General features: G+C 73.9%; 14 protein-coding genes. 7 read left to right on the forward strand and 7 right to left on the reverse strand.

From position 1 onward, the window contains the following. Positions 1–131: 131 nt before the first annotated feature. The 3 genes from ACN27D_RS08870 to ACN27D_RS08880 all read left to right on the forward strand — a co-directional run bounded on the left by ACN27D_RS08870 (position 132) and on the right by ACN27D_RS08880 (position 1,889). Positions 132–1,112: a helix-turn-helix domain-containing protein gene (locus ACN27D_RS08870; protein WP_121686386.1), complete on the forward strand. Its 981-nt coding sequence runs from the start codon at positions 132–134 to the stop codon at positions 1,110–1,112. A gap of 71 nt (positions 1,113–1,183) precedes the next feature. Then, entirely contained in the window at positions 1,184–1,423 is a 240-nt protein-coding gene (locus tag ACN27D_RS08875; protein WP_120573249.1) for a DUF397 domain-containing protein, read from the forward strand. 196 nt (positions 1,424–1,619) lie between these two features. Then, a complete protein-coding gene (locus tag ACN27D_RS08880) occupies positions 1,620–1,889 on the forward strand; it encodes a hypothetical protein (RefSeq protein WP_120573248.1) in 270 nt (89 codons plus the stop codon). A 272-nt stretch (positions 1,890–2,161) separates the two neighbouring features. Here the strand turns inward: ACN27D_RS08880 and nudC are convergent, their stop codons facing one another. The 3 genes from nudC to ACN27D_RS08895 are packed head-to-tail and all read right to left on the reverse strand — an operon-like array spanning position 2,162 to position 5,759. Next, a complete protein-coding gene (gene nudC, locus ACN27D_RS08885) occupies positions 2,162–3,109 on the reverse strand; it encodes an NAD(+) diphosphatase (RefSeq protein ID WP_121686384.1) in 948 nt (315 codons plus the stop codon). Then, on the reverse strand, positions 3,106–4,452 hold the full coding sequence (locus tag ACN27D_RS08890) for a M16 family metallopeptidase (RefSeq protein ID WP_121686383.1): 1,347 nt from the start codon (positions 4,450–4,452) through the stop codon (positions 3,106–3,108). The genes nudC and ACN27D_RS08890 overlap by 4 nt, the downstream gene beginning before the upstream one ends. Further along, positions 4,449–5,759: a M16 family metallopeptidase gene (locus ACN27D_RS08895; RefSeq protein WP_121686382.1), complete on the reverse strand. Its 1,311-nt coding sequence runs from the start codon at positions 5,757–5,759 to the stop codon at positions 4,449–4,451. Before ACN27D_RS08895 ends, ACN27D_RS08890 begins: the two co-directional genes overlap by 4 nt. A 230-nt stretch (positions 5,760–5,989) precedes the next feature. On the opposite strand from ACN27D_RS08895, the gene ACN27D_RS08900 reads away from it, so the two are divergent. From ACN27D_RS08900 to ACN27D_RS08915, 4 genes are read left to right on the forward strand one after another with little or no spacing between them, the layout of a single operon-like run. Then, positions 5,990–7,051, forward strand: a complete 1,062-nt coding sequence (locus ACN27D_RS08900) for an ABC transporter substrate-binding protein (RefSeq protein ID WP_252452988.1) — start codon at positions 5,990–5,992, stop codon at positions 7,049–7,051. Next, positions 7,048–7,827 carry an ABC transporter ATP-binding protein gene (locus ACN27D_RS08905; RefSeq protein ID WP_121686380.1) on the forward strand — a complete coding sequence of 260 codons (780 nt, stop codon included), beginning with the start codon at positions 7,048–7,050 and terminating at the stop codon, positions 7,825–7,827. Before ACN27D_RS08900 ends, ACN27D_RS08905 begins: the two co-directional genes overlap by 4 nt. After that, entirely contained in the window at positions 7,817–8,701 is an 885-nt protein-coding gene (locus tag ACN27D_RS08910; protein ID WP_421498892.1) for an ABC transporter permease, read from the forward strand. Before ACN27D_RS08905 ends, ACN27D_RS08910 begins: the two co-directional genes overlap by 11 nt. Positions 8,702–8,705: 4 nt before the next feature. After that, positions 8,706–9,149 carry an RrF2 family transcriptional regulator gene (locus ACN27D_RS08915; RefSeq protein ID WP_120573241.1) on the forward strand — a complete coding sequence of 148 codons (444 nt, stop codon included), beginning with the start codon at positions 8,706–8,708 and terminating at the stop codon, positions 9,147–9,149. A 51-nt stretch (positions 9,150–9,200) separates the two neighbouring features. Here ACN27D_RS08915 and ACN27D_RS08920 read toward each other — a convergent pair whose 3' ends face one another. The 4 genes from ACN27D_RS08920 to ACN27D_RS08935 form a co-directional block, all read right to left on the reverse strand. Next, entirely contained in the window at positions 9,201–9,386 is a 186-nt protein-coding gene (locus ACN27D_RS08920) for a hypothetical protein (protein WP_421498893.1), read from the reverse strand. A gap of 141 nt (positions 9,387–9,527) precedes the next feature. Then, positions 9,528–10,781, reverse strand: a complete 1,254-nt coding sequence (locus tag ACN27D_RS08925) for a DEAD/DEAH box helicase (RefSeq protein ID WP_421498894.1) — start codon at positions 10,779–10,781, stop codon at positions 9,528–9,530. Positions 10,782–10,958: 177 nt separating this feature from the next. Beyond that, on the reverse strand, positions 10,959–11,162 hold the full coding sequence (cspE, locus tag ACN27D_RS08930) for a transcription antiterminator/RNA stability regulator CspE (protein WP_013288421.1): 204 nt from the start codon (positions 11,160–11,162) through the stop codon (positions 10,959–10,961). 204 nt (positions 11,163–11,366) lie between these two features. Beyond that, positions 11,367–14,771, reverse strand: coding sequence for an ATP-dependent helicase (locus tag ACN27D_RS08935; protein ID WP_421498895.1), 3,405 nt, complete (start codon positions 14,769–14,771; stop codon positions 11,367–11,369). Between the last annotated feature and the right edge of the window lie 69 nt (positions 14,772–14,840).

Raw genomic sequence — 14,840 nt, forward strand, 5'->3', positions numbered from 1 at the left:
CCTCTTTTTGTCTCGTGACACGCCCTTGCCGGAACCTCCGGCGCCGGTCGCGCCGTCCATACTGACCGTGGGGGGCGAATTTCATACAGTTACCGTCGCGTCAAGCGACGGTCGACGGGAAAGAGGACGCCGTGCCTCCTGCCGTACCAGGCCCGATTCTGCGCCGCCGTCGACTCGGCACCGAGCTGCGTCGGCTCCGCGAACAGGCCGGTCTGACCGGTGACCAGGTCATCGAGCGGATCGGCTGGGCCTCCGCATCCAAATTGTCCCGTCTGGAGAACGGCCGCAGTCGTCCCGACCCGGACGACGTGGACGTGTTGCTGACGCTCTACGGCGCCGACGAGGAGCAGCGCGCGGAACTGACCGGGATCACCCACGAGGCCGGCGACATGCGCGGCTGGCTGCGCAACTTCCCGGTGATGACGCAGCAGCAGCGCGCCTTCGCCGAGCTGGAGGCCGGCTGCGCGGAGATCTCCGAGTACAACCCGGTGCTGGTGCCGGGGCTGTTGCAGACGCCCGGGTACGCCCGGCACCGGATCATGTCCGCCGCGCAGGTCGCCGCCGAGGCCGGCGACCCGGAGAGCGAGGATCCGGAGACCGAGGTACGCGCGCGGCAGGCCCGCCAGTCTCTGCTGACCCGCTCCCCCGAGGTGCCCCGCTACACGGCGGTGCTGGAGGAGGCCGCGCTCGGCCGGCGGGCCGGGCCGCCGGAGGTGCTGCACGAGCAGCTCGTCCACCTGTGCGAGATGGCGCTGCTGCCGAACGTGACGCTGCGTCTGCTGCTGCGGGACACGCGGGTCGGCGACTGGTACCTTCCGCCGACCGCGTTCTCGGTCTATCGGTTCGCCGATCCCCTCGATCCGGAGACACTCGCCATCGAAGGTGGGTTCACCGACGTCATGTCGACCGAGGTAAACACCCTAAATCGCTATAAAGTGGTGTTCGAGTGGCTATGCTCGTCGGCACTCTCCGCATCGGACACCCTCTCTTGGTTGATCGAGGCGACGGGACGGCTGACCGGCACGGCAGTCGAGTCCACGGTGGCGTACGGGCCGGCAACGGCGCCGACCCAGCGACGCCGGGACTCGGGGCGCCTCACCACGGAACGGTGATCCGGTACGGGCACCGTCCGCGCTCCGGCGTCGCTCGGTCCCATCGGAGCACCTCACCAGGAGCAAGCACCATGAACGAGATCCACACCAGCACGACCGCACTGTCGGGACGGCTCGCCGGCGCAGCCTGGCGCAAGAGCACCCGCAGCCAGACCTCCAACTGCGTGGAGGTCGCGCCGCTCGACTCCGGGCCGGCCACAGTGGCGCTGCGGGACAGCAAGGACCCGAGCGGACCGGTCCTGCTGTTCGACCGGGCCGGCTGGCTCGGCTTCCTCGCCGGCACGAAGAGCGGTCAGTTCGATCTGGACTGATCCGGCGAACCACGGGGGGCCGTCGGCGCGAGCCGGCGGCCCCTCGCGCGTCCATCCCCGACAACGGTGCTGACCTGGGATCCCCCGATCGGTCGAGCTGGCGAGTTCCCCTTGCCGGGCGGACACATCGGCGTAACATGACGCGGGAGTGACGTGGAAGTTCCAGCGTGTAACCGCCGATTGTCCGGGGGACACCATGCGGTTCCTGATCGTCCGCACCGAGATCCGTTCCGTCGCCGACGCCGACATCGCCGCCGCCTGGGCGGGCGGGGGTCGCCTGCGGGACGAGACGAGCACGCCGGAACCCCGCCGCCAGGTCGTCCACGCCGAGGACCGGGACGCCGCACTCCTGCTCGCCCGCGCGCTGTCCGCGGTCGGCGCCGTGCGCGCGGGCCGGCACCGGGTCAAGGTGCTGCCGATCGAGGAACCCGCCCCCGGGCACCCGTACCGCTGGGACGGTGGATGACCGGACGCTGACGTCCGTCGTGGCCGGACCGGCCTCCCCCGCCGCTTTCCTGCCTCACCCGGCCCCGACGGCACGTGTTCCCGGCCCGCGACCGTCGCGGCAACGATGGTCCGGGTCGGGGCCGCGTCCTCCCGGCCTGTGTCCGCCCGGCCCGGGCCGGGCGGCTTCGCCAGCTCGGGGAGGTGGCTGCATTCCACCGCCCTCGACCACACCACTTCCCCGAACTGGCGCGACCCCAGCCGGAACCCGCCGACCCGACGGGGTCGGGCGGGTCAGCAGTGGCCGTCGAGCCAGCGGTGCACCAGGAACAACGCGATCGAGGACGGCGGCGGCAGGACCAGCCGGTCTCCCCCGCCCACCGGCACCGGCTCGTCCGCGAGCGCCGCGCCGATCTCCCGGCGGGTGAACCAGCGCGCGTGCGCGATCTCGGCCAGGTCGACCCGGATCGGCGCGTCCGCGTCGGCGCGGGCCAGGAAGCCGAGCATCAGCGAGCCGGGGAACGGCCAGGACTGGCTGCCCACGTACGCGATCTCCTCGACCGGGACGCCCACCTCCTCGCGGACCTCGCGCAGCACGGCGGCCTCGGCCGACTCGCCGGGCTCGACGTATCCGGCCAGGCAGGAGTAGCGGCGCTGTCCCGGGGTGCGCGGCCAGGCCGCGTTGTTGCCGAGCAGACAGCGGCCGTCCGGGCCGTCCACCCCGTCGTGCACCAGCACGATCATGGCCGGGTCGGTACGCGGCCAGACCCGGTCGCCGTCCGGATCGATCCGCGACCAGCCGGCCTCGTCGGCGCTCGTCGCCTTGCCGGTGGTCGACGAGTAGCCGTGCCGCAGGTGCCAGTTGAGCAGCGCCAGCGCGGTGGTGAACAGGCCCGCGTCCCGGTCGGTCATCAGGTGGCCGACCTCGCGCAGGTGGGCCGGACGGGTGTCCGGCAGTGCCGGCAGCGGCCCGTCCACCGCGAACACGGGTACGCCGTCCGGCTCGACGCCGAGGAACATCGGCACCGACCGGGGCACCTCGGGCAGCTCGCCGGGGCCGACCAGGACCAGCTCCGGCGGGGTGGACGCGCCCCGGACCAGCGCCCGCCCCTCGGCGGTGGAGTCCAGCACCAGCACCCGGGCCCGTTCCCACGCCTCGGTCAGCCAGCCCGGATCGGTACGCCGGTGCGCGGCCCGGTCGAGCGTCGACCGGGCCAGCGGCGGGGCGGATTCGCCGCTCATGCGGATTCCGTACGCACCGGTGTCAGCGCGGCGAGCGAGTCGGCCACCCGCTCGGCGTCGCCGAGCACGACGGTGACCGCGCGGGCCGGGGCCAGGTAGCGGGCGGCCACCTCGGCCACGTCGTCCACGGTCGCGGCGGCCAGCCGGGCGGCGTGCTCGGCGAGGAAGTCCAGCCGCAGCCCGTTGCCGGCGTACGCGCTGGTCAGCGACGCGAGGCCGGCCTGGGTGGACATGCCGAGCTGGAGCGTGCCGAGCGCGTACTGGCGGGCCTGCTCCAGTTCGTCGGCCTTCGGCGGCACAGTCGCCAGGCGGCCCAGCTCGTAGTTCGTCTCCACCAGCGCCGCCGCGGTGACCTCGGTGGCCACCTCGGCGCCGGCGACGAGCAGCGAACCGGCCACCGAGTGCTCGACGAGCGAGTGCGGCCCGTACGTGTAGCCCTTGTCCTCGCGGATGTTCTCCACCCAGCGGGAGGAGAAGTAGCCGCCGAAGATCAGGTTGGCGAGCTGCAGCGCGGCGTGGTCCGGGTGGGTACGCGGCACCGCGGGGAGCGCGAGGCGTACCGAGGACTGCACCGAGCCGGGCCGGTCGACCAGCAGCAGCGGACCGGGTTCCAGCGGCGGCGCGGGGGGCAGCTCGGCGACGTGGCCGTCACCGCGCCACCCGGCCAGCGCCTGCTCGGCCGCGTCCAGCGCCCGCTCCGGCGCCACGTCGCCGACGAGCACCAGCACCGCGCCGGCCGGGTGCACCCGCTCGGCGTGCAGCCGGCGCAACGCGGCCGGGCGGACCGCCCGGACCTGGTCCGGGTCGGGCGTCTGCACCGCGTACGGGTGCCGGCCGTACACCCGCTTGAGCAGCGCGGTGCGGGCCAGGTGCGACGGCTGGCTCTGGGCGACCTGGATGCGGTCGACCAGGCGGTCCCGCTCGGTCTCCACCCAGTCGGCCGGGTAGGTGGCCCCGGTGAGCACCTCGGCGAGCAGCTCCAGCATCCGGTCCAGGCCGGTGACCAGGCCCGCGCCGGAGAGCATCAGCCGGTCCGGGTCGAGACCGGCGGTCAGTCCGCCGCCGACCTTCTGCAACTCGGCCGCCAGCTCGGTGGCGCTGTGCGCCTCGGTGCCGGAGAGCATGGTCTGCGCCAGCATCCCGCCGCGGGCCAGGTGGGTGCGCCCGAACGGCATCCACAGTCGCAGCTCGACGAGCGGTACGGAGGAGCGGCGTACCGCGATCACGGTGAGGCCGTTGCCGAGCGTGCGCTCGGCCTGCTTGGGCACCTTCAGGCGGCGGTTCGGGCGCAGCGCCGGCAGCGGTCGGACGGTGGTGGCAGCGGTGGTGGCGGTGGCAGTCATCGGGCTCCTCCGGCGACGACCTCGACTGATGCGCGGCGCTCGGGCCGCAGGGTGGCGGCGGCGGCGCGGACCTGCTCCTCGGTGACCTCGCCGACGAGCCGGGGCAGGTCGTTGAGCAGGCCGGGTTCACCCCGCTGCTGTTCCAGCACCGCCATCCGCAAGGCGCGGCCGAGCACCGCGTCCGTGTCGCGCAGCAGGTGGGTGGCCATCCGGGCCTGGGTACGCGCCAGCTCACCCTCGGTCAGCCCGTCGGTCGCCAGCCGGTCCAGTTCCTCGTCGATGGTGCGCAGCACCTTGTCCACGTCGCCGCCGGGCGGCAGGTGCGCCTGGAGCAGCAGCGCGGTGGGGTCGCGGACGTCGAACGGGTCGCCCATGAAGCCGAGGTACCCGCCGAGGCTGGTGACCGACCGGTCGCGCTGCACCAGCCGCTCGACCAGCCGGGAGGCGTCGCCGTCGGTGAGCACCTCGGCCAGCACCACGTACGGCAGGTAACCGGCGAAGTCGCTGACCGGGTCGGGCACCCGCCAGGCGCCGGCCACCGCCGGGAGCGGGGCCAGCGCGTCGGTGTACGTGTTGCGCCGCTCGGCGGTCAGGTCGGGCTCGGCGAAGTCGGGCCGCTGCGGGGCGGGCCGGGCCGGCACGTCCCCGAAGTGCCGCTCGATGAGCGTGGTCGCCTCGGCCACGTCGATGTCGCCGCTCACCGCGAGCACCGCGTTGCCGCTGGCGTAGTAGCGGCGGAAGAAGTCGGCGGCGTCGGCCACGGTGGCCGACTCCAGGTCGACGAAGGAGCCGTAGCCGTCGTGCGCGTTGGGGAAGGTGTCGAACATCACCGGGGGCAGCGTCAGCCAGGGGAACCCACCGTACGGCCGGTTCAGCACGTTGACCCGGATCTCCTCCTTGACCACGTCGACCTGGTTGCGCAGGTTCTCCTCGGTCAGCCGGGGGCCGCGCATCCGGTCGGCCTCCAGGAACAGCGCGCGTTCCAGCGCGTTGGCGGGGAGCGTCTCGAAGTAGTCGGTGTAGTCCAGGTGGGTGGAGCCGTTGAACGTCCCGCCCGCGCCCTGGACGTGCCGGAAGTGGGCCAGCTTCTCCAGGTTCTCCGAGCCCTGGAACATCAGGTGCTCGAAGAGGTGGGCGAACCCGGTGCGTCCCTCGGGCTCGGAGCGGATGCCGACGTCGTAGACCACAGCCACCCCGATGACCGGGGCGCTGCGGTCCGGCGTGAGCACCACACGCAGGCCGTTGTCGAGGGTGAACCGTTCGACCGGGTACTTCGTCGCTGGGATCTTCGCTCTCCGCGTCGGCACGAGATCGACATTAGCGCCTCGGTACCGGCTCTACCGCCGGTGTGCCGCGGCCCACCGGACGGCGGTCCCGGCGGCTGGCCGACCGGCCACGCCTTCTCCACCGAACAGGTGGGAATTATCGGGAAATCCCAGGTCGCGGGGCGCGGCCCCTGAGACGGGGCTTGACGCCGCCGGGCCGCTGGCCCACTCTTCCTACCAACTAAATAGGAATACTGCGGATTGGACATTCGATGAGAGGGCTTCCCCTGCGCCGCCTGGCCACCCTCGCGGCCCTGGCCGCTGTCGGCGCGGCCACGCTCGGCACCACCGCCGCCTGCGGCGACGACAGCGACGCCGGCGCCGCGTCCGGCCCGGTGACGCTGCGCCTGGGCTACTTCCCCAACATCACGCACGCCCCAGCCGTGGTCGGCGTGGAGAAGGGGATCTTCAAGGAGAAGCTCGGCAGCGACGTCGAGCTGGACACCAAGACGTTCAACGCCGGCCCGGCCGCCATCGAGGCCGTCTTCTCCGGCGCGCTCGACGCCACGTACATCGGCCCGAACCCGACCGTGAACGCCTTCTCCAAGTCCAAGGGCGAGGCGGTCCGGGTCGTCTCCGGCGCAGCGTCCGGCGGCGTCGCGCTCGTGGTCAAGCCCGGCATCACCTCGGTGGAGCAGCTGCGCGGCAAGAAGATCGCCACCCCGCAGCTCGGCAACACCCAGGACGTGGCGCTGCGCTTCTGGCTCAAGGAGAAGGGCCTGGAGACCACCAAGGAGGGCGGCGGCGACGTCAAGATCGTGCCGCAGGAGAACGCGCAGACGATCGAGACGTTCGGCAGCGGCGCCATCGACGGCGCCTGGGTGCCCGAGCCCTTCGTCTCCCGGCTGATCAACGCCGGCGGCAAGGTGCTCGTCGACGAGCGCGACCTCTGGCCGGACAAGAAGTTCGTCATCACCAACCTGCTGGTCAGCACCAAGTTCCTCAAGGCGCACCCGGACGTGGTGAAGAAGCTGGTCGAGGGCCAGGTCGCGGCGAACGAGTTCGTCAACACCAAGCCGGACGAGGCGCAGCAGGCCATCTCCGACCACATCGGCAAGATCACCGGCAAGCCGCTGGACCTCAAGCTGATCAAGCAGGCCTGGCCGACGCTGGAGTTCACCAACGACCCGATCCCGTCGTCGCTGAAGACCGGCCTGGACCACGCGGTCGCGGTCGGGCTCACCCAGCCGGTCGACCTGAACGGCCTCTACGACCTGAAGTACCTCAACGAGGTGCTCAAGGCGCAGGGCAAGGCCGAGGTCAGCCAGCCGTGACGTCGACCAGCACGACCCCGCGCAGCGCGACCGGCTCGGTCGCGCTGCGCGGCGTGACCAAGGTGTACGGCCAGGGCGAGCAGGCGGTCCTGGCGCTGGACGGGCTGTCGCTGGACGTCGCTCCGGGCGAGTTCGTCTGCATGGTCGGCGCGTCCGGCTGCGGCAAGAGCACGCTGCTCAACCTGGTCGCCGGGCTCGACCGGGCCAGCGGCGGCGCGATCGAGCTGGGCGAGGGCGTCAACCCGGGACTCATGTTCCAGGAGCCGGCGCTGTTCCCGTGGCTGACCGTCGAGGGCAACGTCGAGGTGCCGCTGAAGCTGCGCGGGCTGCCCCGCGACCAGCGCAAGGAGCGGGTGGCCGAACTGCTGCGCACGGTCCACCTGTCCGAGTTCGGCCGCAAGCGGCCGCACCAGCTCTCCGGCGGCATGCGGCAGCGGGTCGCGCTGGCCCGCACGCTCGCGCTGGAGACGCCGGTGCTGCTGATGGACGAGCCGTTCGGCGCGCTGGACGCGATGACCCGCGACATCCTGCACGACGAGCTGGAGCGGATCTGGTCCGAGCGCAAGCTCACCGTCCTGTTCGTCACGCACAACGTCCGCGAGGCGGCCCGGCTCGCCGACCGCATCGTGCTGCTCTCCAGCCGGCCCGGCCGGATCATCTACTCCACCGAGGTCGCCGTGCCGCGCCCCCGGCGGATCGACTCGCCGGAGGTCTCGGCCATCGCCGCCGAGGTCACCGACCGGCTGCGCAAGGAGGTGGGCCGGCATGGCCAGTAACACCCTGTCCGCGTCGGCACGGGCCGACGCGGAGATCTCCGGCCTCGACGCGCTGGAGATCGCCGGCCGGGAGAAGGGCCCGTCCCGGGTACGCCGCCTGTGGTCGGCCACCTGGCCCAAGTTCGCCGCGCTCGCGCTCGCCGTGGCGATCTGGCAGGCGGTGGTCTGGTCCGGCTGGAAGGAGCCGTGGGCGCTGCCCGGCCCGGCAGTGGTCTTCGGTGACCTCGGGGAGTACCTGCTCAGCTCGGCGCTCTGGGAGGGCCTGGCCACCACCGCCCGGCGGGCGGCTGTCGGGTTCGCCGCGGCCGTCGCCGTCGGCTTGCTGCTCGGCCTGGGCGTCGCCCGGGTCAAGGTGCTCCGGGCCGCGCTCGGCTCGATGATCACCGCGTTGCAGACCATGCCGTCGATCGCCTGGTTCCCGCTGGCCATCCTGCTGTTCCAGCTCAGCGAGCAGGCGATCTTCTTCGTGGTGGTGCTCGGCGCCGCGCCGTCGGTCGCCAACGGCGTCATCCACGGCGTCGACTACGTGCCGCCGCTGCTGGTCCGCGCCGGCCGCAACCTCGGCGCGCGCGGGCTCAACCTCTACCGGTACGTGATCGCACCGGCCGCGCTGCCCGCCATCGTGGCCGGGCTCAAGCAGGGCTGGGCGTTCGCCTGGCGCAGCCTGATGGCCGGTGAGCTGCTGGTGGTCATCGCCACCCGCACCTCGATCGGCGCTCAGCTCACGTACGCGCGCGAGCTGAGCGAGGCGCCACGCCTGATGGCCATCATGATCGTCATCCTGGTGGTGGGCCTGCTCGTGGACACCGCGTTCGGGGCCGCCGACAAGGCGATCCGCCGCCGCTGGGGCGTGCTGGACCAGGCCGGCAACTGACGTCGTGTACATCTCCGCGCGCGCCGACTACGCGCTCCGGGCCATGCTCGCCGTCGCCGACGTCGCCGGGACCACCGGCGACCCGGCGGCCGGCGGCGGCGAACTGGTCAAGGCGGCGAGCCTGGCCGAGAGCCAGGACATCCCGCTCAGCTTCCTCCAGGGGATCCTGCTCGACCTGCGGCGGGCCGGACTGCTGCACAGCCATCGCGGCACCGAGGGCGGGTACGCGCTGACCCGCCCGCCGGACGAGATCAGTGTGGGCGACGTGCTGCGCGCGGTGGGTGGCGCGATCACGAGCGTGCGGGGCATTCCCGCCGACCGGGCCGGCTACCACGGCGTGGCCACCGGCCTGCGGGACGTGTGGCTGGCGGTGGACGGCGCGATCGCCCTGGTGGTGGATCGGACCACGCTCGCCGACCTGCTGAGCGACCGGGCCACGGCACCCTGACGCGCGTCCGGTCACGGCGCCGGCGGCCTGGCTGGCCCCCTTCCGGGGCGGCTACGGGACGTGCGGGGCGCTCATCCCCGGGGTGAAGCTGCGGGCGGCACCACGGTCCTGCGGGCCGTAGTCGGACGGTTGCCACGGCCCGAACGCGGCCACCGCGGCGAGCGCCAGTCCGGCGCCCGCCACCGCGAGCACCAGCAGCACTTCCCGTGCTCCGCCTGAGCCGGCGTCCCCCGCCATGAACCGCTCCCTCCGCGTCCGGCCGACCCCCCGACCGGTCCCCCGACCGACAGCATCGCCGTCGGGTTCCGGTCGGACAGTCGGGCAGCCGACCGAACATCGGCTGATTCCCGACTCAGGCCGGTCGGACGCGGGCTGCGGTCAGCGGCGGCGCGGGCGCCGGCGGGGACGGGTCGCCGGGGCGGGGTGCGCGGCGGCGGGCGCGGTGATGGTCACCGGGACGCCGGACGGCTCCCGGGCGCCGGTGAGCCGAGTCAGCTCGCCGTCGCCGGGGCGTACCCGCGTGGTCTTGGGGTTGATGCCCGCGGTGCTCATCAGCCGGGCGACGTCGCGGCGCTGGTCCGGCAGGACGAGCGTGACCACGGTGCCCGACTCCCCGGCCCGCGCGGTCCGGCCACCCCGGTGCAGGTAGTCCTTGGCCTCGGTGGGCGGGTCGGCGTTGACGACCAGGTCCAGCCCGTCGACGTGGATGCCCCGGGCCGCCACGTCGGTCGCCACCAGCGCGGTGACCTGGCCGGTGCGGAACTGCTCCAGGATGCGGGTGCGCTGCGGCTGCGACTTGCCGCCGTGCAGCGCCGCCGCGCGTACGCCCTTGGAGAGCAGCTGGCGGGCCACCCGGTCGGCGCGGTGCTTGGTGGCGATGAAGACGATGGTGCGGCCCTCGCGGGCGGCGATGTGCGCCAGCGCGGCCGGCTTGTCCTCCGCCTCCAGGTGCAGCACGTGGTGCGTCATCGCGGTGACGGTGGCGGTGCCCGGGTCGACGGAGTGCGTCACCGGGTCGGTCAGGAACCGGCGGACCAGCCGGTCCACGCCCCGGTCCAGGGTGGCCGAGAACAGCATCCGCTGCCCGCCCGGTGCGACCTGCTCCAGCAGCTTCGTCACCTGCGGCAGGAAGCCCATGTCGGCCATCTGGTCGGCCTCGTCCAGCACGGTGATGGCCACCTGGTCGAGCCGGGCGTCCCCCCTGTCGATCAGGTCGTGCAGTCGGCCCGGCGTGGCCACCAGCACCTCGGCGCCGGCACGCAGCGCGGCCGCCTGGCGGCCCAGCGAGAGCCCGCCGACCACCGTGGCGCAGCGCAGGCCGAGCGTGGCGGCGTACGGGGCGAGCGCGTCGGTCACCTGCGCGGCCAGTTCACGGGTCGGTACGAGCACCAGCGCGAGCGGGCGGCCCGGGCGGGCCCGGCGTCCGGACGTACGGTGCAGCAGCGGCAGCCCGAACGCGAGCGTCTTGCCGGAGCCGGTACGGCCCCGGCCGAGCACGTCCCGGCCGGCCAGCGAATCCGGGATCGTGGCCGCCTGGATCGGGAACGGCGCGGAGATGCCCTGCGCGGCCAGCTCGGAGACGAGCGCCGGAGCCAGGCCGGTGGCGGCGAACGTGGGCAGGGTCGTGGTCATGCGGAAAGCCTTCCTCGAGGCGGCACGTGTCGAGGAAGGGCGCCGATAAGCGGCGCGTCACCGGCGTCACCGGTGGTCACAAGCACGAACCGAAGGGACGGGCCGGCCCGGCAGAGGCGGGCCGGCCCGTGCACCACGCCCGAGAGGGCGCGGTGGTGGTGCCGGTTGATCCGAAGATCAGAGCGGGCGGATGTTCTCCGCCTGCGGGCCCTTCTGGCCCTGGGTCACCTCGAACTCGACCCGCTGGTTCTCGTCCAGGCTCCGGTAGCCGGAGGTCTGGATCGCCGAGAAGTGGGCGAAGACGTCGGCGCCACCGTCGTCCGGGGTGATGAAGCCGAAGCCCTTGTCAGCGTTGAACCACTTGACGGTGCCAATTGCCATGTGTTTCGTCTCCTTGACGGAACGGTCGGCCCGCACGTGTTGCGGGCCGGAGAGGAGCACCCCGCGCGTGGAATACGCGGCGTGCCTGTCGCTGCTGGTCGCCCCGCCCGGAGAACTCCGGACACAACAAAGAGCGCCTGGGGCCACAATCCGCCAGGCGCACACAGAGTCTCTGGAAACCAAAACTGCAACCCAGTCAACGTATCACGGATTCGTGCGCTCCGGGAGATCCCCCGGGATTTCCGGCACGGCGGCCACCAACGCGGTCAGCCCCTCCGCGTCGAGCAGGTCGGCCGGGCGGACCGTCGCGGAGTCCCGCACGTAGTGGAACGCGGCGCCGACCCGGTCCACCGGCACCCCGGCCAGCTCCGCCCAGGCCAGCCGGTAGACCGCCAGCTGCACCGCCGCCGCGTCGGCCTCCCGGCCGGCCGGCTGCCGCCCGGTCTTCCAGTCGACCACGTCGTAGCGCCCGCCCGGGCGGGCGAACACGGCGTCCATCCGCCCCCTGACCACCACCCCGGCGATGACGGTGGCGAACGGCACCTCCACCTCCACCGGCACCCGGTCGGCCCACTCGCCGGCCAGGAAGCGCTCCTGCAACTCGACGAGCGCCTCGTCCGGGGCCGCGTCCTCGTCCGCCGCGCCGGGCAGCTCGTCCACGTCCAGCAGCCGGTCGGCGCCGAAGCGCTGCTCCAGCCAGGCGTGGAACGCGGTGCCGCGCCGGGCGTACGGGTTCGGCTCGGTCGGCATCGGGCGGCGCAGCGTCCGGGCCAGCGCCTCCGGGTCGCGGCGCAACGCCACGAGCTGGGTCACCGAGAGCTGGCCGGGCAGCTCGACCTCGACCGCCTCGGCCTGCCGGGCCAGCTCCGCCCGCTCGGCGAGCAGGAGATCGGCCTCGCGCCGCCAGCGGGCCACCTCGGCGTCCTCCGCCGCTGCGGTGGTGGCGAGCACTGCCGCCTCGCGGCGGGCCGTCTCCGGGTCGGCCAGGTACCGGCGGACCAGCGCCGCCGCCTCGGTCAGCGCGGGCCGGCGGGTGCCGAGCGGGTCGGCCGGCCACTCGGCCCGCAGCACCGTCTCGGTGGTCGGGTTCACCGCGTCCCCGGCCGGCTCGGGCGTCCAGGCGTCCACCACGTGCCCGTCCGCACCCGCCAGGCAGGCGTCGTGCACCTCCCGCAGGAACACCGACGGGCCGCGGAACCGTTTGGTCCCCTCGCCCCACCAGTAGCCGGAGCAGAGCAGCAGCCGGCGGGGACGGGTCACCGCCACGTACGCCAGCCGGCGTTCCTCCCGCTCGTCGTGCGCCCGCCAGGCGTCGGTGAAGTCGGTCAGCGCCCGCGCCACCCCGCGCTGGTCCTCCGCCTCCGGCAGGGCCAGCTCGGGCAGCCCGTCCGCGTCGCCGCGCAACGGGAACGGCAGCACACCCAGCCCGCCCAGCCAGTGGTCGGAGTTGCGGACCGGCCCCGGCCAGACGCCCCGGGTCATCCCGGCCACCGCCACCACGTCCCACTCCAGGCCCTTCGCGGCGTGCGCGGTGAGCACCTGCACCGCGCCGGCCACCACCTCGACCTCGCCGGGCGCCAGCCCGCGCTCCTCGTCCTCCGCGGCGGCCAGGTAGGCGAGGAAACCGGCGAGCGTCGCGCCGGGCGTCTCGCCGCTGAACCGGGCCGCCACGTCGCCGAGCGCGTCCAGGTGGGCGCGGGCCAGCCCGGCGTCGCCCGCGCCGTCCCGGCCGGCCCGGACCGCCACCTCGACGTCGAGCCCGATGGTCCGCTCGATGTCCGCGATCAGCTCCGGCAGCGACTGGTCCAGCCGGTAGCGCAGCAGCGCCAGCTCCATCCCGTACGAGCGCAGCCGCGCGTAGCCCTCGGCCGAGTACGCCTGCGCCGGCCCCGGATCGGCCAGCGCCTCGACGAGCGTCGCCTCGTCCAGCGCGTCCACGGTGATCTCCGGGCCCTCGTCGCCGGTCAGCTCCCGGCGGCTGCGGGCGATCGCGCGGGCGCGGCGGTGCAGGGCGACCAGGTCACGCGGGCCGATCCGCCAGCGCGCGCCGGTGAGCAGCCGCAGCAGCGCCGCCCCGTCGGTCGGGTCGGCGAGCACGCGCAGCGTGCACACCACGTCCCGTACCTCCGGGGTGTCCAGCAGCCCGCCCAGGCCGACCACGTCGACCGGCAGCCCGCGGGCGCGCATCGCCGCCTCGATCGCCGGGATCTGGCTGCGCAGCCGCACCAGCACCGCCGTGGTCGGGCGGCGGTCGGCCGGGATGTGCTCGGGCAGCGCGCCGGGCATCCCGGCCGCGCCCCGCCAGGCCGCCAGCACGCTGTCCGCGATCCAGTCGGCCTCGTCGGCGTACGTCTCCAGCAGCGCGCAGTGCACGGTGCCGCCCGCCTGCCCGCCCGGCGTGCGGTGCGGGATCGGGTCGCGGACGCTGAGCGCGGCGTGCAGTTCCGGCACCCGCGCGCCGGCCGCCCGCAGCGGCACCGAGAGCGTGTTGGCGACGCCGAGGATCTCCGGCCGGTTGCGCCAGCTCGTGGTCAGGCTGAGCACGTCGGCGGGGCTGCCGTCGGTGCGGGCGAACTCGGCCGGGAACCGGTCGAGCGTGCCGGCGCTGGCCCCGCGCCAGCCGTAGATGGACTGGCACGGGTCGCCCACCGCGGTGACCGGGTGGCCGCCGCCGAACAGCGCGTTGAGCAGCACCACCTGGGCGTGGCTGGTGTCCTGGTACTCGTCGAGCAGCACCACCCGGAACCGGTCCCGCTCGATCACGCCCACGCCGGGGTGGTCGCGGGCCACCCGGGCCGCGCGGGCGAGCTGGTCGGCGAAGTCCATCGCCTCGAAGTCGTCCTTGCGCCGGGCGTACGCGCGCACCAGCGGCAGCAGCTTCAGCCGGGTCCGCTGGAGCTGGAGCGCCTTGCGCACGTCGGCGTAGACCCGGCCGGGCCGGGACTGCACGTCGGCGAAGAACCGGCCGGTCCAGGCGGCCAGCTCGTCCGGGTCGACCAGGTGCTCGTCCAGCTCACCGGCGAGCGCCAGCACGGCGTCGGTGATGGTCGACGGCATCCGGTCCACCTCGGACATGTCGCCGTCGTAGTTGCGCACCAGCAGGTCGACCAGCTGCCAGCGGGACGCCTCGGTGAGCAGCCGGGTGGTCGGCTCGTATCCGGCGCGCAACCCGTGCTCGGTGACGATCCGCCCGGCGTACGAGTGGTACGTGGACACGGTCGGCTCGCCCGCCAGCGGGTCGTCGTGCGGATCCCGCCCCTGCCGGCCGAGCCGCCGGATGAGCTGGTCGAGGCGGGTCCGGACCCGGTGCGCCAGCTCGCCTGCCGCCTTACGGGTGAAGGTGAGGCCGAGGATGTGCTCGGGGCGTACGTAGGAGTTGGCGACCAGCCACATCACCCGCGCGGCCATCGTCTCGGTCTTGCCCGAGCCGGCGCCCGCGACCACCAGCAGCGGTTCCACCGGCGCGGCGATGATCGCGGCCTGCTCCCGGGTGGGCGCGGGCAGCCGCAGCAGCCGGGCCAGCTCGACCGGCGTGTAGCGGGGCCCGGCGTCGGCGGTACGCGGCGCGGGCGTGGCGGAGGCGCCGAACAGCGCCGGCTGAACACTCACGGCTCGGTCCTTGTTCGCGACTGCGGGGCTCGCAAAACCGGCTCACTCCTCGCGCTCACGGCTCGGTCC

It is taken from the genome of Micromonospora sp. WMMD1274, from assembly GCF_049179035.1.
Classification (GTDB): domain Bacteria; phylum Actinomycetota; class Actinomycetes; order Mycobacteriales; family Micromonosporaceae; genus Micromonospora; species Micromonospora tulbaghiae.